The following is a 22,406-nucleotide window of genomic DNA, read 5'->3' as shown; positions in this document are numbered from 1 at the left end:
GGATTTCGCGGGTGCGGTTGGACGTCACGATCACGATCGGCGGCGCCGGCGCTTTCACCGTACCGAGCTCGGGGATCGTCACCTGGAAGTCGCTGAGGATTTCCAAGAGATACGCCTCGAACGCCTCGTCGGCACGATCAAGCTCGTCGATCAAGAGCACCGGCGCGCCGCCCACGTCGGGCTCCAGCGCCTGCAGCAGCGGGCGCTTGATCAGATAGCGTTCGGCAAAAATGTCGCTGGAGAGCTGGTCGCGGTCGGTATCCCCGGCGGCTTCGGCGAGGCGGATTGCGATCATCTGCGAGGCGCTGTTCCACTCGTAAACCGCGGAGGCGACGTCGAGACCTTCATAGCATTGCAGCCGGATCAGCTTGCGGCCCAGTGCTGCCGACAGCACCTTGGCGATCTCGGTCTTGCCGACGCCGGCCTCGCCTTCGAGGAACAGCGGCCGACCCATCTTCAGCGCCAGAAACACCACCGTCGCCAGCGAGCGCTCGGCGAGATAGCCGCGCGAGTTGAGCATTTCCAGCGTCGCATCGACGGAGGTGGGGATCGCCGATGTCGCGCTCATGGGATAGCCAATCTCAGCAGGGCCGGAGCCTGAATTGCAGGACTATGCAAATCAGGCCCGGGCGTTGGCGGCTTCGACGGCGCGCTTCGCCAGCACGCCGATCAGGTGCGCACGATATTCCGCGCTGCCGTGCAGATCGCTGTTGAGGCCTTCGGCGGGCACGGTGAGACCGTCCAGCGCCTTCGGCGAGAACCGCTTCTGCAGCGCCTGCTCGAACGCCTCGACCCGGAACACGCCTTCGGAGCCGGCGCCGGTCACGGTGACGCGGACATCCGACGGGCGCTTGGCGACGAACACGCCGACCAGCGCGTAGCGCGAGGCCTGGTTGCGGAACTTGATATAGGCGGCCTTCTTCGGCAGCGGGAACGCGACCTTGGTGATGATCTCGTCAGGCTCCAGCGCGGTGGTGAACAGGCCCTGGAAAAACTCTTCCGGCTTCAGCTTGCGCTTGTTGGTGACGATGGTGGCGCCCATCGCCAGCACGGCGGCGGGATAGTCCGCGGTCGGATCGTTGTTGGCGAGCGAGCCGCCGATGGTGCCCTTGTGGCGCACCGCGGGATCGCCGATCAGCGCCGCCAGTTCGGCCAGCGCCGGGAAGGCTTCGCCGACGATCGCCGAGGTCGCCACCTCGGCGTGCTTGGCGAGCGCGCCGATCACCAGCGAGCGGCCCTTGATCTCGATGCCGTCGAGCCCCTGGATGTGCGAGAGATCGATGATGTGCGGGGGTGCCGCAAGCCGCTGCTTCATCACCGGGATCAGCGTGTGGCCGCCGGCCACGAACTTGGCGTCTTCATTCTTGATCAGAAGATTGGCGGCCTGCCGCACGGTCTCCGGACGATGATACTTGAATTCGTACATGAATGATTCCTGGAACGTCGCGCGGGATCTGCTGGATGGGTGTTAAGCGAGGTCGGAATTCGCCATTGCCTTGGCGCCGGCGGCGATCGACACCACGATGTTCTGATAGCCGGTACAGCGGCACAGATTGCCTTCGAGTTCTTCGCGAATGACGTGGTCGCTGAGGTCGTGGCCCTTGCGATGCACGAGGTCCACCGCGGTCATGATCATGCCCGGGGTGCAGAAGCCGCACTGCAGGCCGTGATGCTCGCGAAACGCTTCCTGCATCGGATGCAGCGGCGCGCCGTCGGCGGCAAGTCCCTCGATGGTCTTGACCTCGTGACCGTCGGCCATCACGGCCAGCGTGGTGCAGGACTTCACGGCCTTGCCGTCGAGATGCACGACGCAGGCACCGCATTGCGAGGTGTCGCAGCCGACATGGGTGCCGGTCAGCCGCAGGTTCTCGCGCAAGAACTGCACCAGCAGGGTGCGCGGATCGATATTGCCGGTGACGGGATTGCCATTCACGATCAGGGAGATTTTTGCCATATGCACTCTCTTGGGTCCCTGCCGCCATTGCGTGGCCGCACGGTCATTAAAATCATTCCAAAGGCATAATATGGCCCATCCCGGCAATGAGCAACCTCAACGGCGGATGGCGAGCTATGTGTTTGGCGGCAGAGATCAACAAGACTTGATGCGGGCCGGGTCGTCTAGCCCAGCTCACTTGTCCCGGACGGGACGCAGCACGCAGTGCCGCTTCGCAGAGCCGGGACCGTTACGAACGCCGGCGTCTGGTACGGTCCCGGCTCTGCGGTTCACCACGCCAAAGTTGGCGTGATGCACCGCGTCCAGGACAAGTAGGAATCGCCTCAGCCCTGAACGGCCTTGGCGAAATTCGAGAAGAACTCGTCGGCGATCTTTTTCGCCGAGCCATTGATCAGGCGCTGGCCGAGCTGGGCCAGCTTGCCGCCGATCTGCGCTTCCACGTTGTAGGTCAGCAGCGTGCCGCCATCCTTGTCGGTGAGGCCGACCGCGGCACCGCCCTTGCCGAAGCCGGCGACGCCGCCCTCGCCTTCGCCTGATATCTTGTAGCCGTTCGGCGGGTCGAGATCGCTGAGCGTCACCTTGCCCTTGAAGCGTGCCGACACCGGCCCGACCTTGATCTTCGCAGTGGCGCGGAAGCCGCCGTCTTCCGTGGTCTCAAGCTCTTCGCAGCCGGGGATGCAGGCTTTCAGCACCGCGGGATCGTTAAGCTTTTCCCAGACCACTTCGCGCGGCGCCGCGAGCTGGACTTCGCCGTTCATTGTCATGGCCATGGGAACATCTCCTGGATTTGTCGCTGCCCCGAATTGGCGGGCAATCCCAAGTAAAGCACGGACCGCGCAAAAGAAAGGCCATGGCTCGAGGAGATGCGATACATAATCGCAGCGCAGCAAAAACCGGCGGCCGGAAGGGATTGGCAGAGCGCGCCGGGAATGATTAGGTCCGCGCCGATGAGCACCTCCCTTTCCCCCCTGCTGGCCCCGTTGCTGTCGAGCGCCGCGATGCGCGCGATCTGCGATGACGCCGCTTTTCTGCAGCACATGCTGGACTTCGAGGCCGCGCTGGCGCGCGCCGAAGCCGCCGTGGGCGTGATTCCCGAAAGCGCGGTGGCCGCCATCGGGACCGCCTGCCGGGCCGAGCAGTTCGACCTCGCCGAACTGGCGGAGGCCGCGACCCGCTCCGGCAACCTTGCGATTCCGCTGGTCAAGATGCTGACCGCCCATGTCGCGAAAGCCGACAAGGACGCCGCGCGCTACGTGCATTGGGGCGCCACCAGCCAGGACGTCATCGACACCGCCACCATGTTGGGCTTGCGCGCTGCCATCGACGCGCTGCTGGTCGACCTCGACCGCGCTGTCGCGGGGTTTGCCCGCCTCGCGGAAAAACATCGCCACACCGCCGTGGTTGCGCGCACCTGGCTGCAGCATGCGCTGCCGATGCCGTTCGGGCTGAAGCTCGCGGAATACGCCGCGGCGCTGCATCGCTCGAGGCTGCGCCTGCAGCGGCTGCGCCGCGAGGGTCTGGCACTGCAGTTCGGCGGCGCCGCCGGGACGCTTGCGGCGCTCGGCGACAACGGTCTCGTCGTCGCCGAGCGGCTGGCGCAGGAGCTGGATCTGCCGCTGCCCGAAGCTCCGTGGCACACCCACCGCGACCGCATCGCGGAGATCGCCTCGGTGCTGGCGATTCTCTCGGGCACTTGTGGAAAAATCGCCCGCGACGTCTCGCTGATGATGCAGACCGACGTCGGCGAAGCCTTTGAGCCCGCCGGCGAAGGCCGCGGTGGCTCCTCGACCCTGCCGCACAAGCGCAACCCAGTGGCCGCCGCCATCGCGCTGTCCGCCGCCACCATGGCGCCGAATCTGACAGCCACGATCTTCGCAGCCCAAGTGCAGGACCACGAGCGCAGCGCCGGTCCGTGGCACGCCGAATGGCCAACGCTGCCAACGCTGCAACTGGTCACCTCCGGCGCGCTTGCCGCCATCGTCGATATCGCCGAAGGCCTCGAGGTCGATGCCGACCGGATGCGGGTCAATCTCGACGCGACGCATGGACTGATCATGGCCGAAGCCGTCACCTTCGCGCTGGCCGAAAAACTCGGCAAGAGCGATGCGCATCACCTGGTGGAAGCCGCGACCAAGCGGGCCATCGCTGAAAAACGGCATCTGCGCGACGTGCTCGGCGACGATCCCAAAGTGCGCGCGCAGCTCAGTGCCGACAAAATCGCGGAACTGTTCGAGCCGATGAACTATCAGGGCGCCTCGCAGGCGCTGATCGACCGCCTGCTCGACTCGCTGACAATTAAATAAGAAACGCTGGAGACGTTACGATGCCGATGATCGATGCCGACGGTTGCCTTCTGAACGTGTCCGTCGAGGGCCGCGACGGCGGCCCGACCCTGATGCTGTCGAATTCGCTGGGCACCACCCTGCAGATGTGGGAGCCGCAGATGGCGGCGTTCACAAAACTGTTTCGCGTGATCCGCTACGATCGCCGCGGCCACGGCAAGTCCGGTTTCAACGGCCCGACGTCGATGGAGCGCTACGGCAAGGATGTGCTGGCAATCCTCGACGATCTCAACATCGACAGAGTGCACTGGTGCGGGCTGTCGATGGGCGGCATGGTCGGCCAGTGGCTCGGCGCCAACGCGCCGGAACGCTTCGACCGCATCATCCTGTCGAACACGTCGAGCTATTATCCCGACCCGACCAACTGGCACAACCGCATCAAGGCGGTGCGGGAAGGCGGCATTGCGGCGGTCGCCGACGCCGTGATCTCGGGCTGGCTGACCGCGGATTTCCGCGAAGCGCAGCCGCAGATCGCCGCCAGCATGAAGGCGATGCTGATCGCCTCGCCGGTCGAAGGCTACCTCGCCGCCTGCGAGGCGCTGAGCACGCTGGACCAGCGCGCGCTGCTGCCCCGGATCAAAAGCCCGACGCTGGTGATCGCCGGCCGCCAGGACATGGCGACGCCGGTCGCATCAGGCGAATACATCCGCAGCCAGATCCCCGGCGCCAGCCTCACGATTCTGGACGCCGCGCATATTTCGAATGTCGAGCAGCCGCACGCGTTTACCGACGCAGTGGTTGGATTTCTGACGCAGCGCTGACAGCCGTCATTGCGAGGTCAGGGAAAGCCGCTGGCTTTCCCCTTAGCGAAGCGACGCGGCAATCCAGAGCCACAAGCGAAGGAAGAACTGGATTGCTTCGTCGCAAGGGCTCCTCGCAATGACGACAGAGGGAGACTCTCATGGACGATCAACAACGCCGCGATAACGGCACCGCGCAACGCCGCAAGGTGCTCGGTGATGCCTGGGTCGATAAATCGGCCGCCGGCAGGAACGCCTTCAATGCGGATTTCCTTGACCTGATCAGCCGCTACGCCTGGGGCGAGATCTGGACCCGGCCGCACTTCGACGAGCGCACCCGCCGCGTGCTGGTGATCGGCACCATGGTGGCGCTCGGCCAGTGGGACGAGTTCAAGCTGCACGTCCGCGCCGCACTGACGCAAGGCGGCTTCACGCCCGAGGACATCAAGGAAATCCTGCTGCAGCAGGCGATCTATTGCGGCGTGCCGGCGGCCAACCATGCCGTCAAGGAAGCCGCCAGCATCGTTCAGGAACTGGGATTGCTCAAGGAGTAGAACTCGCTTGGCCGCGACGGCTGCGCGGCGCGGTCCGGCGTCGGCACGCGCTGCAGCGGTGGTTCGATGGCCATCAGCACGGCGGTGCCGAGCAGCAGCAGCAGTTCGGTGACGTGCAGATGCAGCGCCGCGGTCTGGCCGACCTTGGACGCCATGATCATGCTGGCAAAGCTGATCAGGCTGCCGATGGCCAGCGCCATGGCCAGCGCCTCGTCGCAGCCGCCGGTGCGCCGGATCGAGGCCCGCGTGGTGAACACCAGGAACACCGCGAAGAACGCCACCACCGTCAGCTTGCCGAGCGCCATCAGCCACGCGTAGCGCACCGTGCTCATGGTGGCGAGATGCAGATAGTCGCTCAAGAACAGCACCAGCGACACGTTGGGCCGCTCATAGACGCCCTGCAGCGGCGAAATCATGATCTTGAACGCGGCGATGGTCCAGGCCGGAATGAAATAGCACGCCAGCAGCGCGCCATTGAAATTGCTGATCCGCCAGTTCTGAATCATGTTGCCGTCCGTCGCATCCTGCGGCTCGAATCGAGCCGGTGGTCGTTCCGGGACGTAAGCGCAGCGCCGCGTCCCCGGGCAACGTAAACCCTTTATTTACCTTAATAACGCAATTCGCGGGATAATTAGCCGGAAACGGCGCACGGCGCTTGCCAAACAAAAAGCCCCGCCTTTCGGCGGGGCCTCCGTGTCGGCTGCTGAGCAACCAAGCGGTGCGCTGGCTAGCGCTGGCCGGGATTGCCCTGGCGGTTGGGATCCTGCTGCTGCCCGGGCTTCTGGCCGCCCTGCTGCTGCTGTCCCGGTTTCTGGCCAGGCTTCTGATTCTGCTGTTCGGGGTTGTTCTGGTTCTGGTTGGACATTCTTCAATCTCCTTGCTGAACCATTCAGCGCCGACATAACGCGTCACAGCCACGTTCGTTTCGGTTCCGGCGTGATTCTCGCGCGGCGCTTCGAGGGTCGAAGTGTGAAATCGGAACCCCGCTGCTGCAGCGCAAAAACGCCAAGAAAAACAGCATGTACAGCTCACTTTAGCCGCAGCGCCGCCTGTTGCCGCTGCCGATTCTCGCTGTTAGAAAATGGCAAGCGACGCAATGGCCGGCTGCCGGAACCGTCGCATCGCCACACCACAACACGGCAGCGCGATCTTATAAATTCATGGATTATTTCGCCCAGCAACTGATCAACGGCATCGTGCTCGGCTCGATCTACGGCCTGATCGCGATCGGCTACACGATGGTCTACGGCATCGTCGGCATGATCAATTTCGCCCATGGCGACATCTTCATGATCGGCGGCTTTATTGCACTGATCACCTTCCTCATTCTGGTCTCCATCGGCCTTACCATCGTGCCGGTGATCCTCCTGATCGTGCTGCTGGTCTCGATGGCCGTCACCGCGCTGTACGGCTGGACTATCGAGCGCATCGCCTACCGGCCGCTGCGGCACTCGTTTCGCCTTGCGCCCATGCTGTCGGCGATCGGCATGTCGTTCGTGCTGACCAACTACTCGCAGGTGGCGCAGGGCGCCCGCGTCAAACCGGTGCCGCCGATCATCACCGGCGGCTACACCTTGCACGAAGGCGCCGAAGGTTTTGTGGTGCGGCTGTCCAACGTGCAGATCATCGTGGTGATCACCACCATCGTGCTGCTCGGCATCTTCACCTGGCTGGTGGCGAAGACGCGACTGGGCCGCGACATGCGCGCCTGCGAGCAGGACCAGACCATGGCCTCGCTGCTCGGCGTCGATGTCGACCGCACCATCTCCATGACCTTCGTGATCGGCGCCGCGCTCGCCGCCGTCGCCGGCATGATGTATCTGCTGTATTACGGCCTGGTCGACTTCTTCATGGGCTTCGTCGCCGGCATCAAGGCGTTCACCGCCGCGGTGCTGGGCGGCATCGGCTCATTGCCCGGCGCGATGCTGGGCGGCCTGTTGATCGGCCTGATCGAGACCCTGTGGGCGGCGTATTTCTCCACCGAATACAAGGACGTCGCGGCGTTCTCGATCCTGATCGTCGTGCTGATCTTCCTTCCGACCGGCCTGCTCGGCCGGCCGGAAGTCGAAAAAGTCTGACGGCGGCGCCGTGGCAACCACCGCTCCAGCCACCCTCGCCCGCGGCCCGGATGTCGCGTTCATCTTCAAGAAGGCGCTGATCTCCGGACTGGTGGCGCTGGTGCTGTTCTCGCTGATGATCGGCGTTCGCACCGAGGCCGGGCCCGAAGGGCAGTTGATCTACTGGACCCGGTTCGGCGATCTCGCCGCGATGGTTGGCGTGGTGTTCGGCGGCAGCATCGTGATCGAACTGCTGCGCTACTGGTGGGGACCGGTCGATACGATCCGGATCATCCCGCCCTCGACGACCAAGGCGCTCGCCGTCGCGCGCCGCGGCATCGCGCCGGTGCTGCTGATCTTCACCTTCCTGGTGCCGGTGATCTTCTACGACCAGCGCTACATCCTCGATCTCGGCATCCTCGTGCTGACTTACGTGATGCTCGGCTGGGGGTTGAACGTCGTGGTCGGCCTCGCCGGCCTGCTCGATCTCGGCTATGTCGCGTTCTACGCCGTCGGCGCCTATTCCTACGCGCTGCTGGCGACCAATTTTGGATTGTCATTCTGGATCTGCCTGCCGCTCGCCGGCATTCTGGCGGCGTTCTTCGGCGTGCTGCTCGGCTTCCCCGTATTGCGATTGCGCGGCGACTATCTGGCCATCGTCACGCTGGCGTTCGGCGAGATCATCCGCCTCGTCATCATCAACTGGCAAAGCCTGACCGGCGGCCCCAACGGCATCTCGGGCATTCCGCGGCCCTCGTTCTTCGGCATTCCGCTGACGCCGGGCGACGACGGCCTCGCCACAAAACTCGGCATCGCGTTCTCGCCGACCCATCGCATCGTGTTCCTGTTCTATCTGATCCTGGCGCTGGCGTTGCTCACCAACTGGGTGACGATCCGGCTGCGGCGGCTGCCGATCGGCCGCGCCTGGGAAGCGCTGCGCGAGGACGAGGTCGCCTGTCGGGCGCTGGGCATCAATACCACCACGACGAAACTCACGGCGTTCGCCACCGGCGCGATGTTCGCTGGTTTTGCCGGCTCGTTCTTCGCAACCCGGCAAGGCTTCATCAGCCCGGAATCCTTCACCTTTCATGAATCCGCTTTGGTGCTGGCCATCGTGGTGCTCGGCGGCATGGGCTCGCAGCTCGGCGTGGCGCTGGCCGCGCTGACCATGATCGGCGGCTTCGAACTGTTCCGCGGGCTCGAGCAGTACCGCATGCTGGTGTTCGGCGCCGCCATGGTGCTGCTGATGATCTGGCGCCCGCGCGGCCTGATCGGCCATCGCGCGCCGACGGTGTTTCTACGGCATGAAAAAGTAATCTCCGCCGAACTGGTCGAGGACGCCCGCGCATGAGCCGCGACGACATCCTCAGCGTCGAAAATCTGGCGATGCGGTTCGGCGGCATCGTCGCCGTCAACGATCTGTCCTTCACCGCCCGGCGCGGCCAGATCACCGCGCTGATCGGCCCCAACGGCGCCGGCAAGACCACGGTGTTCAACTGCATCACCGGCTTCTACAAGCCGAGCGCCGGGACCATCCGGCTGCGCAACAACGACACCGAAATGCGGCTGGAGAAGCTCAACGATTTCCGCATCTCGAAAATCGCCAAGGTCGCGCGCACCTTCCAGAACATCCGGCTGTTTCCCGGCATGACCGCGCTGGAGAACCTCATGGTCGCGCAGCACAACACGCTGATGCGCGCCTCCGGCTTCACCTTTCTGGGCCTGTTCGGCGTGCCCTCGTACCGCGCCGCGGAGAAGGCCGCGATCGAACTGGCGCGCTACTGGCTCGACCAGATCGGCTTGCTGGCGCGCGCCGACGATGCCGCCGGCGAACTGCCTTACGGCGACCAGCGCCGCCTCGAGATCGCCCGCGCCATGTGTACCGCGCCGGCATTGCTGTGCCTCGACGAGCCCGCCGCCGGGCTCAATGCACGCGAAAGCGCGGCGCTCAGCGAACTGCTGCTGAAAATCCGCGCCGAGCACGGCACCTCGATCCTCTTGATCGAGCACGACATGTCGGTGGTGATGGAAATTTCCGATCACATCGTGGTGCTGGATTACGGCGTCAAGATCGCCGATGGCTCGCCACAGGCGATCCGCGACAATCCCAAGGTGATCGCGGCCTATCTCGGCGTCGATGACGACGAAGTCGAAGCCGTCGAAGCGGAGCTGGGATTGTGAGCGGCGCGCCACACGTTTCCCGGACGCGCTGCAGCGTTCTTATTCCGCTTCGCAGAGCCGGGACCGTCGCAAGCTCCGGCGTCTGGTACGGCCCCGGCTCTGCGAAGCGACACTTCGTATCGCATCGCGTCCGGAGCAAGGGAGTCCTGCGATGACCACTCCCTCCACCCCCATGCTCGCCATCTCCAACCTCCACGCCTCCTACGGCAAGATCGAGGCGCTGCGCGGCGTCGATCTCTCCATCGCCAAAGGCGAGATCGTGGCGCTGATCGGCGCCAACGGCGCCGGCAAGTCGACACTGATGATGACCATCTTCGGCAAGCCGCGCGCACGCTCCGGCCGCATCGACTATGACGGCACCGATATCACGGCGCTGCCGACCCACGAGATCGCGCGGATGCGGATCGCCCAGTCGCCCGAAGGTCGCCGCATCTTTCCGCGCATGAGTGTCGCGGAAAACCTGCAGATGGGCGCCAATGTCACCGAGAGCAGCGCCAGTGAGCGCGCCGATAGCCTGGAGAAAGTGCTGGCGCTGTTCCCGCGGCTGAAGGAACGCATGTTCCAGCGCGGCGGCACGCTGTCCGGCGGCGAGCAGCAGATGCTGGCGATCGGCCGCGCGCTGATGTCGAGGCCGCGGCTGCTGCTGCTCGACGAGCCCTCGCTGGGTCTCGCGCCGCTGATTGCAAAACAGATTTTCGACGCCATCCGCGTACTTAACAAGCAGGACGGCCTGACGGTGCTGATCGTCGAGCAGAACGCCAACCACGCGCTGCGGCTGGCGCACCGCGGCTATGTCATGGTCAACGGGTTGATTACCCTGTCCGGCAGCGGAGCGGAGCTGTTGAAGGCCCCGGAGGTTCGCTCGGCCTATCTCGAGGGCGGAAGGAAGACGTAACGCCACTCTCGTTCCCCGGACGCGATGCAATACGAAGTATTGCTTCGCAGATCCGGGGCCCCGGTTCGTTCAAAGAAACCGGGATCCCGGATCTGCGCAGCAGCGTGAAGGACGCTGCAGCGCGTCCGGGACATGAGAGTGAGGCTGCGTTTCCAATGATGGATGTGGCGGCGAAGTGCCGCAGCGGGGTCAATTGCCGCCTAAAATTTGCCGATGACTTGGCCGCCAAATCAGCCGACAATACTGCCGGATCTGCCTCCGGCCCCCGTGCCGGCCCCGTCCCGATCACCACGAGGAATCCCTATGAAATCTTTCAAGCTCATCGGCCTGGCCTTCGCCGCCTCTTTGCTGTCGAGCACGGCGTTTGCGCAGAACATCAACGTTGCCGTGGCCGGGCCCATGACCGGCGGCGAATCCGCGTTTGGCCGGCAGATGAAGAACGGCGCCGAACAGGCCGTCGAGGATCTCAACGCCGCCGGCGGCGTGCTCAGCAAGAAGCTGGCGCTGCAGGTCGGCGATGACGCCTGCGACCCCAAGCAGGCGCGCTCGGTGGCCGAGAAGATCGCCTCGGGCGGCGTGCCGTTCGTCGCCGGGCATTTCTGCTCGTCGTCGTCGATCCCGGCCTCGGAAGCCTATGCCGACGGCAACGTGCTGCAGATCACCCCGGCCTCGACCAACCCGCTGTTCACCGAGCGCAAGCTGTGGAACGTGCTGCGCGTCTGCGGCCGCGACGATCAGCAGGGTCTGGTCGCCGCCGACTACATCGCCAAGAATTTCAAAGGCAAGAACGTCGCGATCCTCAACGACAAGACCACCTACGGCAAGGGCCTCGCCGACGAGACCAAGAAGGCGCTCAACAAGGCCGGCTTCACCGAAAAGATGTTCGAGAGCTACAACAAGGGCGACAAGGATTTTAATTCCATCGTCTCCCGCCTGAAGCGCGACAACATCGATCTGGTCTATGTCGGCGGCTACCATCAGGAAGCCGGCCTGATCCTGCGTCAGATGCGCGACCAGGGCCTCAAGACCGTGCTGATGGCCGGCGACGCCATGAACGACAAGGAATTCGCCTCGATCACCGGCCCGGCCGCTGAAGGCACGCTGTTCACCTTCGGCCCCGACCCGCGCAACAAGCCGACGGCGAAAGCTATCGTCGAAAAGTTCAAGGCCAAGAACATCGATCCCGAAGGCTACACTTTGTACACCTACGCCGCGTTCCAGGTGTGGTCGCAGGCGGTGACCAAGGCGGGCTCGACCGATCCGAAAAAGGTGATGGACATCATCAAGGCCGGCGAGTGGGACACCGTACTCGGCAAGATGGCGTTTGACGCCAAGGGCGACATCAAGGCGATCGACTACGTCGTCTACAAGTGGGACGCCAAGGGGAATTACGCCGAGATCGGCGCCAAGGGAACCTGAGCGCTGAGGTAGCTCGCCGTCACGTTCGCCGGACGCGATGCAACACGAAGTGTTGCTTCGCAGATCCGGGGTCCCGGTTCGCTTGAAATAACCGGGATCCCGCGTCTGCGGAGCGGCATAAATATGCCGCACCGCGCGCGGGAAACGAGAACTACCCGAAATTCTGCAGCGCCGGGAATGTCTCCAGCAGCCAGATGCTGACATTGCTCACTGCGCCCGTCAAAAATCCGATGCCGGTCAGCACCATCAGCACGCCCATGGCGCGCTCGACATTGGCCAGATGGCGCTTCATGCGGGCGAATACCGACGAAAATTGTTCCACCATCAGCGCCGCCAGCAAAAAGGGAATGCCGAGCCCGGCGGAATACACCGCCAGCAGCAGTGCGCCCTTGGTCACTGTGGCTTCGGCGGCGGCGACCGACAGGATCGCGGCGAGGATCGGGCCGATACACGGCGTCCAGCCGAACGCGAAGGCCAGCCCCATCGCATAGGCGCCCCACAGCCCGACCGGCTTGGCCATCGCGACGCGGCCCTCGCGCATCAGGAAGCCGATCCGGGTCAGACCAAGGAAATGCAGGCCCATCAGGATGATGATGATGCCGGCCACGATCGACAGCTCGGCCGAATAGGCCCGGATCAGGCTGCCGATCAGGCTGGCGCTGGCGCCGAGCGCCACGAATACCGTGGAGAAGCCCAGCACGAACATAAGAGCCGCAATCATCACCGCGCGCTTCGAGGCGCGGTCGGTCTCCTCGGCCGCAACATGCTCGATGGTCGCGCCGGTCAGATAGATCAGATAGGGCGGCACCAGCGGCAGCACGCAGGGCGACAGGAAGCTGACAAGGCCGGCGATCAGCGCGGCGGGGATCGAGACATCATGGATCATGGGATTAGATGCACCGACCGCGACGGCGGATGCAAGGGCTGCGCGATACCTCCGCGCGTTGTGATCGCGGCGTGATCGGCGTGCGGGGCGCTCCTCTTTCTTCCTTCTCCCCTTGTGGGAGAAGGTGGCGCGGACGAAGTCCGCGACGGATGAGGGGTTGCGCGGCAAAAATGTATGTGCCGTGAATACCCCTCACCCGTCTCGAACCCGCTTCGCGGGTTCGATCCACCCTCTCCCACAAGTGGAGAGGGAAAGAAGGCGCTCCATGTTGCACAACCTCCTCACCGATATCGCCGGCGTCCGTGTCGGCCATGCCGACGACGCCGCGCTGGCCTCCGGCGTCACCGCGATCCTGTTCGACCGCCCGGCGGTGGCCTCGATGGATGTGCGCGGCGGCGGGCCGGGCACCCGCGAGAGCGCCCTGCTCGACCCCGTCAATACCGTGGACGGCATCGACGGCATCGCGCTGGCCGGCGGCTCGGCGTTCGGGCTGGAAGCCGGCGGCGGCGTGCAGGCCTGGCTCGCCGAACAGGGCCGCGGCTTCAAAATTCGCGACGCCCTCATCCCGATCGTGCCCGGCGCGATCTGCTTCGACCTCCTGAACGGCGGCGACAAGCAATGGGGCCGCTTTGCCCCCTATCGCGAGCTCGGCTACGCCGCGGCGGCGGCGGCGGGCGAGCGCTTTGCGCTCGGCAGCGTCGGCGCCGGGCTCGGCGCGACTACCGCGAATTTCAAGGGCGGCGTCGGCTCGGCTTCGGCCATGACCCCGGACGGCGTGCGCGTCGCCGCGCTCGCCGTGGTCAATGCGATCGGCAGCGTCACCGTCGGCGACGGGCCGTGGTTCTGGGCCGCGCCGTTCGAGGTCGATGGCGAGTTCGGCGGCCGCGGCCTGCCGGACCACTTCACACCCGACATGCTGGCGCTGCGCATCAAGGGCGGGCCGGCGGCGACCGCCATCGAGAACACCACGCTGGCGGTGGTGGTCACCGACGCGATCCTCAGCAAGGCGCAGGCGCAGCGGCTGGCGATCATGGCGCAGACCGGTTTTGCCCGCGCGATCTATCCGGTGCACGCGCCGCTCGACGGCGACATCGTGTTCGCGGCGGCGACCGGCGAAAAGCCTGTTGATCCGCTGGTCGGCCTCACCGAACTCGGCATGGTCGCCGGCAACGTGATCGCGCGCGCCATCGCCCGCGGGGTTCATGAAGCCGCCGCTTTGCCGTTTCCGGGCGCCTTGCCGGCGTGGCGGGATCGCTTCGGCTAGAACCAAACGGCGTGATCCGCGTTGCCGCACACATGCCATCCGGGTGACGCCATGCCCTCCACCGCCGTTCGCGATATCGCCTATGATCCGGCCGCGCGCGCACTGACCGTGACCTTCGTCACCGGCCGGCGCTATGTCTATGCGGATGTGCCGCCGGAGACCTACGTGGCATTCCGAACCGCGCCGTCAAAGGGCGCGTTCTTCAACGCGGAAATCCGCGATGCCTATGCATATGAGGAGCTGGAGCGGGAGCGGCGGTGAAGTTACTTGTGAGCTTGGCGTAGCCCGGATGACAATCCGGGGCCGGCCGATCCACATGCGCACTGCTACATGCGCCTGTCACATGCACGCTGTCCCGGATTGCGTCACCGCGCTGCGCGCGCTGACTTCATCCGGACTATACGTTTACGCGCTGATCGACAGCGCCGAGGCCGAGGATGACGTCGCGATCGCGTTGGCCTGGCGCTCGATCATCTGCTCGACGAAATTATACGACGAGCTCGCCTTGGACGAGGCCATGCTCGCGGTGCTGGTCGGCGCCGAGGTGGTCGAGACCGTTGAGCCGTCGGCATAGGTCATCGAGGTCGTGGTGGTACCGTCGGAGTTGCCGGTGGTGGTGCTGGAGGGGGCCTTTGGGCCATTCAGCACCACGCTCAGTTCATCGGCATTGACCGAGCCGTCGTCGTTTTTGTCGAGCGTGGCGAAGACCTTTTCGGCATTGGCGGTGTTGCTGCCGCCGGCACCGAGCTTGTTCGCGAACTCCGCCTGGCTGATGCCGCCGCTGCCGTCGCTGTCGAGCATCCCCATCAGTCTTTTCAGCGAGTCGGCCCGTTTTGCCGCAGAGGCCGCCGTCACGGGCTGGCTCTGCGCATCGAGCAGCGTGGCCATGGTGCCCGGCGCCAGCTTGTAGGAATCCTTCGTGCTGCTGGTCGCGGTCGATGCCGAGGCGCTCGCCGTCGTCGTACTTGCCGTGTTCGCGACATCGGACGGGTTGGTCGTCTTCTGGCTGACGCCGGTGGTGGCGGCGGCCTTCGACTTCGACTTCGCCGTGGTGATCGCCTGCAGCGCATCGATCGCGGCGGTGGCAAGGGCTGGCATCATGCTGGAAACTCCCGATCATGCCGCAACACGAGGTGTTGCATTGGGTCCGGGGCAAGTGAGATGGGCGTAGCCCGGATGACAATCCGGGGCCGGCCGATGCACCTAGATGCTATCACATGCCCGCTGTCCCCGGATTGCGTCACCGCGCTGCGCGCGCTGACTTCATCCGGGCCATACGTTTACGCGCTGATCGACACCGCCGAGGCGGAGGATGACGTCGCGATCGCGTTGGCCTGGCGCTGGATCATCTGCTCGACAAAATTATACGACGAACTCGCCTTGGACGAGGCGGTGCTCGCGGTGCTGGTCGGCGCCGAGGTCGTTGAGACCTTGGAGCCGTCGGCATAGGTCATCGAGGTCGTGGTGGTGCCGTCGCTGTTGGTGGTGGTGGTGCTGGACGCGCCCTGCAGCGCCTGCAGCAGCGGATCGCGGCTCGCGCCCGACGTGCTGCTCGAATCCGCCGACTTCGGCGCGTGGACATGCGGGCCCTTGCCCTTCAGCGCCGCGCTCAGTTCATCGGCGCTGACCGAGCCGTCGCCGTTCTTGTCGAGCTTGGCGAAGACCTTGTCGGCATTGGCGGTGTTGGTGCCGCCGGCGCCGAGCTTGTCCTCGAACTCTGCCTTGCTGATGCCGCCGCTGGAATCGCTGTCGAGCTGCGTGAACAGATCCTTCAGGGCGTCGGCCCGGCTGGTCGAATTTGAGGAAGTCTTGCCGGTGGAGGCGTCGCTCTGCGCCGCGATCACCGCGCTCATGGTGTTCGCCGCCAGCGTGCCGGAGGTACCCGAGCTGCTCTTGATCACCGGCGTCGCGGTGGCGCTCGCCGTCGTCGTGGCGCTGGCGACATCGAACGGGTTCGCCGTCTTCTGGGTGACGCCGGTGGTCGCGGTCTTCTTGTTCTTCGCCGCGGTCAGCGCCTGAAGCGCATCGATCGCAGTGGTGGCGGCGGCAAGCGCTGGCAACATGGTGAAACTCCTGATCATGCCGACGCGTGCGGCGTGAATTCCCTGGGGATGACGGAGCAAGCCCCGTGCCAGCGAAAAAGCCTTGATAAAACAACGGCTTTGGCGGCACGCCCGCGCGAATTTCCCGGCAAATCGTGCCGTTGCGGCAGAATGTGCCGGGACCATTCGGCTGCCGCGCGACGTTGCCGCTGCCCCCTGCCCCATGGTACCCGAGGCTCTCCGCCACCGGATCAGGAACGCCCGATGTCCACCTTTGCGCCCCGCCCGCTGATCATCGCGCCCTCCATTCTCGCCGCGGATTTTGCGAAACTCGGCGAAGAGGTCCGCGCGGTGGACGAAGCCGGCGCCGACTGGCTGCATCTCGACGTCATGGACGGCCACTTCGTGCCGAACATTTCCTACGGCCCCGATGTCATCAAGGCGATGCGCCCGCACACGAAGAAGATCTTTGACGCGCATCTGATGATCGCGCCCGCCGATCCGTATCTCGAAGCGTTTGCCAAAGCCGGCTGCGACCACATCACCGTGCATGCCGAGGCCGGTCCGCATCTGCATCGCTCATTGCAGGCGATCCGCGCGCTCGGCAAGAAGGCCGGCGTCTCCCTCAACCCGGGCACGCCGATCTCGGCGATCGAATACGTCATCGACCTCGTCGATCTGATCCTGGTGATGTCGGTCAATCCCGGCTTCGGCGGCCAGGCCTTCATCCCCTCCGCGCTCGGCAAGATCAGCGACCTGCGCGCCATGACCGCGGGCCGGCCGATCGATATCGAGGTCGATGGCGGGGTTTCGGCGGCGGTGTCGGGGCAACTCGCCGCGGCCGGCGCGAATGCATTCGTGGCGGGCTCGGCGGTGTTCAAGGGCGGCACAGTGGCGAGCTACAAGGCGAATATCGACGGGATACGCGGCGCGGCGGCGAATGCGCGAGGGGAGATGGTGTAGGACTGTAGGGTGGGCAAAGGCGCGCTTGCGCCGTGCCCACCATCTTTCGCCGAAGTACAGTTCGTGCGCAGCTTGGCCATGCCCACCCTGCGAACGGTATCGACCGCAATGTTCTTAACGTCGCCGCTCTCGGCCCCGCCCATCATAACCGCGTGACAGACAGGGTGGGCTGGTTGCTTTCACCTTCTGGCGGATCCCGCATTCGTATAGGCTGGCCTCCGCGATGAGTTCGCAAGAAGGAGCACGCCATGGCTTCGTTCTTGATACCTGTCGGCAAGGCGATTTGTGGCCTGGCGCTGGTTTGCCTGTCGTTCTATCCGGTGACTGGATGGCGGCCTGCGATCGTTATCATTGGCGTCGTCGTGGCCGCGGCTTTCATCCTGCATTTCGTGGCGCCGTGAATTTCATCGAAATCGCTCGCAGCGAGCGTAGGGCGGGCAAAGGCGCTCTTGCGCCGTGCCCACGCGTTCGTTCGCCAAGCACGACGTGGGCACGCTTCGCTTTGCCCACCCTACGACCTTTGCCAGATCGGCTCCCCGGTCGCCCACTAGTAGCAGATCGCTCATCGCCCATGGCGGCTAGTCGTATCCGGTACCCGGCCGGCTTCCTGGAATCTGGAGCGCCCGGAATGGGGCTGGCAAATATTGCCGCAACAACCCGTCGATAATTTCATTCCTGCGTATGGTCACCCCCATCGGCGGCCACTCCTTTCCAGACTGCGGGACGTCCAGCACAAGGACGATCGTCCAATCGGGTATGCCACCCAACAGCTGATGCAAGTCCCCGACAACGTCGGGCGAAAACAAATTGAGGTTGAAAATGCAAATGGTGTGGCGACGCCAGCCGTAGTCGTCGTCGACCACCCAGAAGTCGCCCTCTCCGCATGCGTCTTCTCGACCGTATTTCTTCATAACACCGACGATCCGACGATAAAGGTTGGTCCAGATCACGTCACGACTTCCGGCTTCATTCGTCATGGCCTACTCCCGTCCGCGAGGTCCGCGCCGATACCAGCAAGCGTAGGATGGATTGAGCCCTTTGCGAGACCCATCGGCAGAGGATGATGGGTTTCGTTGCGCTCTACCCATCCTACAGGCTGCTGCAAATGCGCGGGGGAGATGGTGTAGACGGAAACGATGCCACGTTAGCGGATTGGTGAGGTCCAACGTTCTCCAATTCAGTGAGAGACCGTGAGACCGAGCCTGGCAATGTTCTCCCTGTGCCAATGCCGGATTTGAATGCTGAGACCGGCCGGCTCCTGATCGAGTTGCTGACGTATCCGGGCGACGATGGGCCGATAGGACACAAACCAGCTCTCGTCGTGATCCGCTAATACACTTTCGACATGCCATAGAGCCGTCTCACAGCCCTGCATGTCGCCTGCCAGATAATCAGCCAACGCGAAATCGAGCTGGACTGGCACTGTCATGTTGGTTCGCATGAAGTCGAAATAATCCAGGAACGAGGCGACGGTCTGAATACCCTCAAACTCGCTGACGAACGGCATGATCTGCTCAAGCACGACCGCAGCCGAATGCCGATCGTCCCGCGGGTCGGTGATGGTCCAATAGGTCTGCGGATGTTTTATCAAGCTGCCATAGCGTCCACCAAAATCAAACGACGGCTGATCATGCGGCCGCCAGAGCGGCGTCACGCCTCGGTGGAGATCGTTGTGGTTCTTCCGGCCCGTGGTGAAAAGCCGGAAGCCACGCAGGAACATGTCCGTCTTCCCGACAGCGAGGAAGTCACCATACAGGATGGAGTCGGGAAGCTGCTTCTGGATAATACTGAAAATGCGAGCCGAGCGTCGCATGTTTGATACGTGATCCCCGAAGAGCATGAAGCTCGATTACCGGAACATAGCGCGATGCTGAGAAGTGGCTTCGCAATTCGTCTGCACGCGATGAGCTTACCACAGCACCGCCCGTCTTCAAATCGTAAATTGCAATCACTTCTTCGCCGACCGACTGCAATGCAACATCAGCACGAACGCTTCCTTCTTCGCCGTAAGTAGCCGGCGAGTTGTTCTTGTAGCTGAACTCGACTTTAACCCCCTCCAGGCCCTGTGCTAATACTGCCGCGCCAAATGCTGAATGAACAGCCGTGCCATAAACTCCGGGCATACCGGACGGAATAAACTCAAAGACGTTCATCACGTTCTTGAGTGTGTTGCTGAGCCTTTCCGTCGTACTATCAATGCGTTCGTCACCGGTTACGGCGTTGCTGTAGGTGATCTTGGCCGCGGCGGGCTGAAGCGTCGGTTCCTCGTTGCCCAAGTTGGCTCCGCCAACGAGCGCTTCGAGTCTCGCCGCGAGTGGGAGACTCTCAATATCCGCAAAAATGGCGGAGACGTTGTTCTCCGACGGGAGCATATCATGGACAGAATCCGTCCCGCCACCATCGCTCCACATGCCGAGTTCGTCGCGCGGCTGGTCGGGATCGAAGCCAGCCTTCGTGGACATGCTCCATTTACGGAGCTTCAGTTCGAACTTGATACCCAGCAGTTGATATTTCAGCTGTGCCAGGGTGTCGCCGATATCGTCAAGTTCGGTTCGGATTGCCATCGCCGTGTCCTTCCATCTGGATGATATAGGTTTTTAATCATAAAAGATTAAAATCTTATCGTCAAGGAGAACGACCCCCGTTCCCCGGATGCGGCGCCGCGCGCCGCATCTTCGCGGCGTGACGCGCTGCTAAGCCGGGGTCCCGGTGCTGCGGGGAAGAACCGGGATCGCGAATCTGCGGAGCGGCACGGCGGCGATGCTGGCGCATCGCCTTTGCACCGCACCGCGTCCGGGACACGAGAGTGGCGCCCATGGCCCCTCCCGCCGCCGATTCTTCCCGTTCCCTCCCCCGCCCCTTTCTGCTAAAGCGCGGCGTAACCCCGAACCCCTGCGAGTCCTCATGATCCCCCGCTATACCCGTCCCGAAATGGCTGCCATTTGGGAGCCGCAGACCCGCTTCAAGATCTGGTTCGAGATCGAGGCGCATGCGGCCGATGCGCTGGCGGAGCTGGGCACCATCCCCAAGGACGCCGCCAAAACGATCTGGGCCAAGGCGAAGGATGTCACCTTCAACGTCGAGCGCATCGACGAGATCGAGCGCGAGACCAAGCACGACGTCATCGCGTTCCTGACGCATTTGGCAGAAATCGTTGGCCCCGAGGCGCGCTTCGTACACCAGGGCATGACCTCGTCGGACGTGCTCGACACCTGCCTCAACGTGCAGCTCACCCGCTGCGCCGACCTGCTGATTGCCGACGTCGATCGCCTGCTGTCGGCGCTGAAGACCCGCGCCTTCGAGCACAAGATGACGCCGACCATCGGCCGCTCCCACGGCATCCATGCCGAGCCGGTCACCTTCGGCTTGAAGCTCGCTTACGCCTATGCCGAATTCACCCGCGCGCGCGAACGCCTGATCACCGCACGAAAGGAAGTCGCGACCTGCGCGATCTCCGGCGCCGTCGGCACCTTCGCGCAGATCGATCCGCGCGTCGAAGCGCATGTGGCCAAAGCCATGGGCCTGGTGCCGGAGCCGATCTCGACGCAGGTGATCCCGCGCGACCGCCATGCGATGTTCTTCGCCACGCTCGGCGTGATCGCCTCGTCGATGGAGCGGCTCGCGACCGAAGTCCGCCACATGCAGCGCACCGAGGTGCTGGAAGCCGAGGAGTTCTTCTCCGAAGGCCAGAAGGGCTCCTCGGCGATGCCGCACAAGCGCAACCCGGTGCTGACCGAGAACATCACCGGCCTCGCCCGCATGGTGCGCGCGTACGTGACGCCGGCGATGGAGAACGTGGTGCTGTGGCACGAACGCGACATCTCGCATTCCTCCGCCGAGCGCATGTTCGGGCCGGACGCCACGGTGACGCTGGATTTCGCGCTGAACCGGATGGCCGGCGTGATCGAGAAGCTACTGATCTATCCCGCCAACATGCAGAAGAATCTGGATCGCCTCGGGGGCCTGGTACATTCGCAGCGACTGTTGATCGCGCTGACGCAGAAGGGCGCGTCGCGCGAGGACGCCTACAAGCTCGTGCAGCGCAACGCGATGCCGGTATGGCGCGGCGAAGGCGACTTCCAGACCCTGCTGAAGAACGACGCCGACGTGACGAAGTATCTCAGCAATGCCGAGATCGAGGAGCAGTTCGACCTCGGCTATCACTTCAAGCATGTCGATACGATCTTTGCGCGGGTGTTCGGCTAACCACACACTGTCGTCCCGGGGCGCGAGGGCACCAGCCCGAGCGAACCCGGGACCTCTACGTGGCTGCGCGCTGAACATCTCGGGATTCTCAGCCACTCCAATTGGAGTGGCTGAGGTTCAGTCGCAGCTGGCGCTGCTCCCGCCCCGGAATGACAGTATGCGTTCGATACCCGAGGGATTTCCATGCCCCGCGTCCTCGCCGTCGCCCTGCGCCGCGGCCACCACTTCAGCAAGACGCCGGCGCTCGCAATCCGCCTGCTGACCAGCCTCGGCGTCGAGGGCGACGGCCATAGCGGCGCGCTGGTGCAGCATCGCTACGACCGCCGCCGCGATCCGACCAAGCCGAACCTGCGCCAGGTGCATTTGATCGCCGCCGAGTTGCTCGACGAATTGCGCGGCAAGGGATTTGAGATCGCGCCCGGCGATCTCGGCGAGAACGTCACCACCACGGGGCTCGACCTGCCGGCGCTGCCGGCCGGCACGCGGCTGCGGCTCGGCGAGCACGCAACCATCGAACTCACCGGGCTGCGCGCGCCCTGCGTGCTGATGGACCGGTTTCAGAATGGGCTGAAGGCCGCGACGCTGGACAAGGCGGCCGACGGCACGCCGGTGTTGAAGGCCGGCGTGATGGCGGTGGTGCTGGCCGACGGCGACGTGCGGCCGGGCGATACGATCGCGGTGATGCTGCCGGCGGAGCCGCACCGGGCGATGGTGGCGGTGTAGGCGCAAAGCAACTCACACGCGTTTCCCGGACGCGCTGCGGCATTCTTCATGCCGCTGCGCAGACCCGGCAACTGTAGTTTTCCGATCAGGGACAGAACGGTTTTTGATCTCGGATGACTGCGTTGAGGGTGATGAGCAGCTTTCTGGCGATGGCGATGAAGGCGACTTTGGCGGGCTTTC

26 protein-coding genes are annotated in these 22,406 nt (G+C 64.2%); 14 read left to right on the top strand and 12 right to left on the bottom strand.

The annotated features are described in order from the left end of the window. The 4 genes from JWR89_RS11300 to JWR89_RS11285 form a co-directional block, all read right to left on the bottom strand. Positions 1-568: MoxR family ATPase (locus tag JWR89_RS11300; RefSeq protein WP_299715777.1), on the bottom strand; the 568-nt coding region annotated here is incomplete at its 3' end. 51 nt (positions 569-619) lie between these two features. Continuing rightward, a complete protein-coding gene (locus tag JWR89_RS11295; RefSeq protein WP_299715776.1) occupies positions 620-1,426 on the bottom strand; it encodes a xanthine dehydrogenase family protein subunit M in 807 nt (268 codons plus the stop codon). Positions 1,427-1,468: 42 nt separating this feature from the next. Further along, positions 1,469-1,954 (bottom strand): (2Fe-2S)-binding protein, encoded by a 486-nt coding sequence (locus JWR89_RS11290; protein ID WP_299715775.1) that lies wholly within the window; start codon positions 1,952-1,954, stop codon positions 1,469-1,471. Between the two features lie 323 nt (positions 1,955-2,277). Further along, positions 2,278-2,724, bottom strand: coding sequence for a carbon monoxide dehydrogenase subunit G (locus JWR89_RS11285; protein WP_299715773.1), 447 nt, complete (start codon positions 2,722-2,724; stop codon positions 2,278-2,280). A gap of 177 nt (positions 2,725-2,901) precedes the next feature. Here JWR89_RS11285 and JWR89_RS11280 point away from each other — a divergent pair, with 177 nt between their 5' ends. From JWR89_RS11280 to JWR89_RS11270, 3 genes are all read left to right on the top strand, one after another. Continuing rightward, on the top strand, positions 2,902-4,257 hold the full coding sequence (locus JWR89_RS11280; RefSeq protein ID WP_299715771.1) for a 3-carboxy-cis,cis-muconate cycloisomerase: 1,356 nt from the start codon (positions 2,902-2,904) through the stop codon (positions 4,255-4,257). A gap of 20 nt (positions 4,258-4,277) precedes the next feature. Beyond that, a complete protein-coding gene (pcaD, locus tag JWR89_RS11275) occupies positions 4,278-5,057 on the top strand; it encodes a 3-oxoadipate enol-lactonase (RefSeq protein WP_299715769.1) in 780 nt (259 codons plus the stop codon). 140 nt (positions 5,058-5,197) lie between these two features. Continuing rightward, a complete protein-coding gene (locus JWR89_RS11270) occupies positions 5,198-5,590 on the top strand; it encodes a carboxymuconolactone decarboxylase family protein (protein ID WP_299715766.1) in 393 nt (130 codons plus the stop codon). Here JWR89_RS11270 and JWR89_RS11265 read toward each other — a convergent pair. After that, positions 5,563-6,096: a hypothetical protein gene (locus JWR89_RS11265; protein WP_299715763.1), complete on the bottom strand. Its 534-nt coding sequence runs from the start codon at positions 6,094-6,096 to the stop codon at positions 5,563-5,565. The genes JWR89_RS11270 and JWR89_RS11265 overlap by 28 nt on opposite strands. Positions 6,097-6,317: 221 nt before the next feature. Continuing rightward, the gene (locus tag JWR89_RS11260) at positions 6,318-6,455 is read right to left on the bottom strand and encodes a hypothetical protein (RefSeq protein ID WP_299715760.1); all 138 of its coding nucleotides are present in this window, start codon (positions 6,453-6,455) and stop codon (positions 6,318-6,320) included. Between the two features lie 295 nt (positions 6,456-6,750). Here JWR89_RS11260 and JWR89_RS11255 point away from each other — a divergent pair, with 295 nt between their 5' ends. The 5 genes from JWR89_RS11255 to JWR89_RS11235 all read left to right on the top strand — a co-directional run bounded on the left by JWR89_RS11255 (position 6,751) and on the right by JWR89_RS11235 (position 12,142). After that, positions 6,751-7,668 (top strand): branched-chain amino acid ABC transporter permease LivH, encoded by a 918-nt coding sequence (locus JWR89_RS11255; protein WP_299715757.1) that lies wholly within the window; start codon positions 6,751-6,753, stop codon positions 7,666-7,668. Between the two features lie 10 nt (positions 7,669-7,678). After that, the gene (livM, locus tag JWR89_RS11250; RefSeq protein WP_299715754.1) at positions 7,679-8,998 is read left to right on the top strand and encodes a high-affinity branched-chain amino acid ABC transporter permease LivM; all 1,320 of its coding nucleotides are present in this window, start codon (positions 7,679-7,681) and stop codon (positions 8,996-8,998) included. Further along, complete coding sequence (locus JWR89_RS11245) at positions 8,995-9,828, top strand: ABC transporter ATP-binding protein (protein WP_299715751.1); 834 nt, start codon at positions 8,995-8,997, stop codon at positions 9,826-9,828. The genes livM and JWR89_RS11245 overlap by 4 nt, the downstream gene beginning before the upstream one ends. A 151-nt stretch (positions 9,829-9,979) precedes the next feature. Continuing rightward, entirely contained in the window at positions 9,980-10,723 is a 744-nt protein-coding gene (locus JWR89_RS11240; protein WP_299715748.1) for an ABC transporter ATP-binding protein, read from the top strand. Between the two features lie 303 nt (positions 10,724-11,026). Continuing rightward, the gene (locus JWR89_RS11235; RefSeq protein ID WP_299715745.1) at positions 11,027-12,142 is read left to right on the top strand and encodes a branched-chain amino acid ABC transporter substrate-binding protein; all 1,116 of its coding nucleotides are present in this window, start codon (positions 11,027-11,029) and stop codon (positions 12,140-12,142) included. Positions 12,143-12,293: 151 nt separating this feature from the next. On the opposite strand, the gene JWR89_RS11230 is transcribed toward JWR89_RS11235, so the two are convergent. Then, entirely contained in the window at positions 12,294-13,028 is a 735-nt protein-coding gene (locus JWR89_RS11230) for a cytochrome c biogenesis protein CcdA (RefSeq protein WP_299715742.1), read from the bottom strand. Between the two features lie 268 nt (positions 13,029-13,296). Here JWR89_RS11230 and JWR89_RS11225 point away from each other — a divergent pair, with 268 nt between their 5' ends. Both JWR89_RS11225 and JWR89_RS11220 read left to right on the top strand, forming a co-directional pair. Then, entirely contained in the window at positions 13,297-14,292 is a 996-nt protein-coding gene (locus tag JWR89_RS11225) for a P1 family peptidase (protein ID WP_299715779.1), read from the top strand. A gap of 51 nt (positions 14,293-14,343) precedes the next feature. Further along, on the top strand, positions 14,344-14,553 hold the full coding sequence (locus JWR89_RS11220; protein WP_299715739.1) for a KTSC domain-containing protein: 210 nt from the start codon (positions 14,344-14,346) through the stop codon (positions 14,551-14,553). A gap of 144 nt (positions 14,554-14,697) precedes the next feature. On the opposite strand, the gene JWR89_RS11215 is transcribed toward JWR89_RS11220, so the two are convergent. Beyond that, the gene (locus JWR89_RS11215; protein ID WP_299715737.1) at positions 14,698-15,393 is read right to left on the bottom strand and encodes an EF-hand domain-containing protein; all 696 of its coding nucleotides are present in this window, start codon (positions 15,391-15,393) and stop codon (positions 14,698-14,700) included. Between the two features lie 179 nt (positions 15,394-15,572). Continuing rightward, positions 15,573-16,355: an EF-hand domain-containing protein gene (locus JWR89_RS11210; protein ID WP_299715735.1), complete on the bottom strand. Its 783-nt coding sequence runs from the start codon at positions 16,353-16,355 to the stop codon at positions 15,573-15,575. 243 nt (positions 16,356-16,598) lie between these two features. Here JWR89_RS11210 and rpe point away from each other — a divergent pair, with 243 nt between their 5' ends. Both rpe and JWR89_RS11200 read left to right on the top strand, forming a co-directional pair. Further along, a complete protein-coding gene (gene rpe / locus JWR89_RS11205) occupies positions 16,599-17,297 on the top strand; it encodes a ribulose-phosphate 3-epimerase (protein WP_299715733.1) in 699 nt (232 codons plus the stop codon). Between the two features lie 248 nt (positions 17,298-17,545). Then, positions 17,546-17,698 (top strand): hypothetical protein, encoded by a 153-nt coding sequence (locus JWR89_RS11200; protein ID WP_299715730.1) that lies wholly within the window; start codon positions 17,546-17,548, stop codon positions 17,696-17,698. Between the two features lie 177 nt (positions 17,699-17,875). On the opposite strand, the gene JWR89_RS11195 is transcribed toward JWR89_RS11200, so the two are convergent. From JWR89_RS11195 to JWR89_RS11185, 3 genes are all read right to left on the bottom strand, one after another. Then, entirely contained in the window at positions 17,876-18,274 is a 399-nt protein-coding gene (locus JWR89_RS11195) for a hypothetical protein (RefSeq protein ID WP_299715727.1), read from the bottom strand. A gap of 200 nt (positions 18,275-18,474) precedes the next feature. Next, positions 18,475-19,017 (bottom strand): hypothetical protein, encoded by a 543-nt coding sequence (locus JWR89_RS11190; RefSeq protein ID WP_299715724.1) that lies wholly within the window; start codon positions 19,015-19,017, stop codon positions 18,475-18,477. A gap of 25 nt (positions 19,018-19,042) precedes the next feature. Beyond that, on the bottom strand, positions 19,043-19,861 hold the full coding sequence (locus tag JWR89_RS11185) for a hypothetical protein (protein ID WP_299715721.1): 819 nt from the start codon (positions 19,859-19,861) through the stop codon (positions 19,043-19,045). Positions 19,862-20,201: 340 nt separating this feature from the next. On the opposite strand from JWR89_RS11185, the gene purB reads away from it, so the two are divergent. Both purB and JWR89_RS11175 read left to right on the top strand, forming a co-directional pair. Next, positions 20,202-21,503: an adenylosuccinate lyase gene (gene purB / locus JWR89_RS11180; RefSeq protein WP_299715718.1), complete on the top strand. Its 1,302-nt coding sequence runs from the start codon at positions 20,202-20,204 to the stop codon at positions 21,501-21,503. A gap of 183 nt (positions 21,504-21,686) precedes the next feature. Further along, entirely contained in the window at positions 21,687-22,226 is a 540-nt protein-coding gene (locus JWR89_RS11175; protein WP_299715715.1) for an MOSC domain-containing protein, read from the top strand. The last annotated feature ends 180 nt before the right edge of the window (positions 22,227-22,406 follow it).

The organism is Tardiphaga sp. (assembly GCF_028290785.1).
Taxonomy (GTDB): Bacteria; Pseudomonadota; Alphaproteobacteria; order Rhizobiales; family Xanthobacteraceae; genus Tardiphaga.
This window is presented reverse-complemented; position numbering and strand designations above follow the sequence as displayed.

What these genes read in the sequence shown, in the direction of transcription:
- JWR89_RS11295 (WP_299715776.1), bottom strand. Translation starts at nt 1,426, where the DNA reads ATGTACGAATTCAAGTATCATCGTCCGGAGACCGTGCGGCAGGCCGCC.
- JWR89_RS11290 (WP_299715775.1), bottom strand. Translation starts at nt 1,954, where the DNA reads ATGGCAAAAATCTCCCTGATCGTGAATGGCAATCCCGTCACCGGCAAT.
- JWR89_RS11285 (WP_299715773.1), bottom strand. Translation starts at nt 2,724, where the DNA reads ATGGCCATGACAATGAACGGCGAAGTCCAGCTCGCGGCGCCGCGCGAA.
- JWR89_RS11280 (WP_299715771.1), top strand. Translation starts at nt 2,902, where the DNA reads ATGAGCACCTCCCTTTCCCCCCTGCTGGCCCCGTTGCTGTCGAGCGCC.
- pcaD (WP_299715769.1), top strand. Translation starts at nt 4,278, where the DNA reads ATGCCGATGATCGATGCCGACGGTTGCCTTCTGAACGTGTCCGTCGAG.
- JWR89_RS11270 (WP_299715766.1), top strand. Translation starts at nt 5,198, where the DNA reads ATGGACGATCAACAACGCCGCGATAACGGCACCGCGCAACGCCGCAAG.
- JWR89_RS11265 (WP_299715763.1), bottom strand. Translation starts at nt 6,096, where the DNA reads ATGATTCAGAACTGGCGGATCAGCAATTTCAATGGCGCGCTGCTGGCG.
- JWR89_RS11260 (WP_299715760.1), bottom strand. Translation starts at nt 6,455, where the DNA reads ATGTCCAACCAGAACCAGAACAACCCCGAACAGCAGAATCAGAAGCCT.
- JWR89_RS11255 (WP_299715757.1), top strand. Translation starts at nt 6,751, where the DNA reads ATGGATTATTTCGCCCAGCAACTGATCAACGGCATCGTGCTCGGCTCG.
- JWR89_RS11245 (WP_299715751.1), top strand. Translation starts at nt 8,995, where the DNA reads ATGAGCCGCGACGACATCCTCAGCGTCGAAAATCTGGCGATGCGGTTC.
- JWR89_RS11240 (WP_299715748.1), top strand. Translation starts at nt 9,980, where the DNA reads ATGACCACTCCCTCCACCCCCATGCTCGCCATCTCCAACCTCCACGCC.
- JWR89_RS11235 (WP_299715745.1), top strand. Translation starts at nt 11,027, where the DNA reads ATGAAATCTTTCAAGCTCATCGGCCTGGCCTTCGCCGCCTCTTTGCTG.
- JWR89_RS11230 (WP_299715742.1), bottom strand. Translation starts at nt 13,028, where the DNA reads ATGATCCATGATGTCTCGATCCCCGCCGCGCTGATCGCCGGCCTTGTC.
- JWR89_RS11220 (WP_299715739.1), top strand. Translation starts at nt 14,344, where the DNA reads ATGCCCTCCACCGCCGTTCGCGATATCGCCTATGATCCGGCCGCGCGC.
- JWR89_RS11215 (WP_299715737.1), bottom strand. Translation starts at nt 15,393, where the DNA reads ATGATGCCAGCCCTTGCCACCGCCGCGATCGATGCGCTGCAGGCGATC.
- JWR89_RS11210 (WP_299715735.1), bottom strand. Translation starts at nt 16,355, where the DNA reads ATGTTGCCAGCGCTTGCCGCCGCCACCACTGCGATCGATGCGCTTCAG.
- rpe (WP_299715733.1), top strand. Translation starts at nt 16,599, where the DNA reads ATGTCCACCTTTGCGCCCCGCCCGCTGATCATCGCGCCCTCCATTCTC.
- JWR89_RS11200 (WP_299715730.1), top strand. Translation starts at nt 17,546, where the DNA reads ATGGCTTCGTTCTTGATACCTGTCGGCAAGGCGATTTGTGGCCTGGCG.
- JWR89_RS11195 (WP_299715727.1), bottom strand. Translation starts at nt 18,274, where the DNA reads ATGACGAATGAAGCCGGAAGTCGTGACGTGATCTGGACCAACCTTTAT.
- JWR89_RS11190 (WP_299715724.1), bottom strand. Translation starts at nt 19,017, where the DNA reads ATGTTCCTGCGTGGCTTCCGGCTTTTCACCACGGGCCGGAAGAACCAC.
- JWR89_RS11185 (WP_299715721.1), bottom strand. Translation starts at nt 19,861, where the DNA reads ATGGCAATCCGAACCGAACTTGACGATATCGGCGACACCCTGGCACAG.
- purB (WP_299715718.1), top strand. Translation starts at nt 20,202, where the DNA reads ATGATCCCCCGCTATACCCGTCCCGAAATGGCTGCCATTTGGGAGCCG.
- JWR89_RS11175 (WP_299715715.1), top strand. Translation starts at nt 21,687, where the DNA reads ATGCCCCGCGTCCTCGCCGTCGCCCTGCGCCGCGGCCACCACTTCAGC.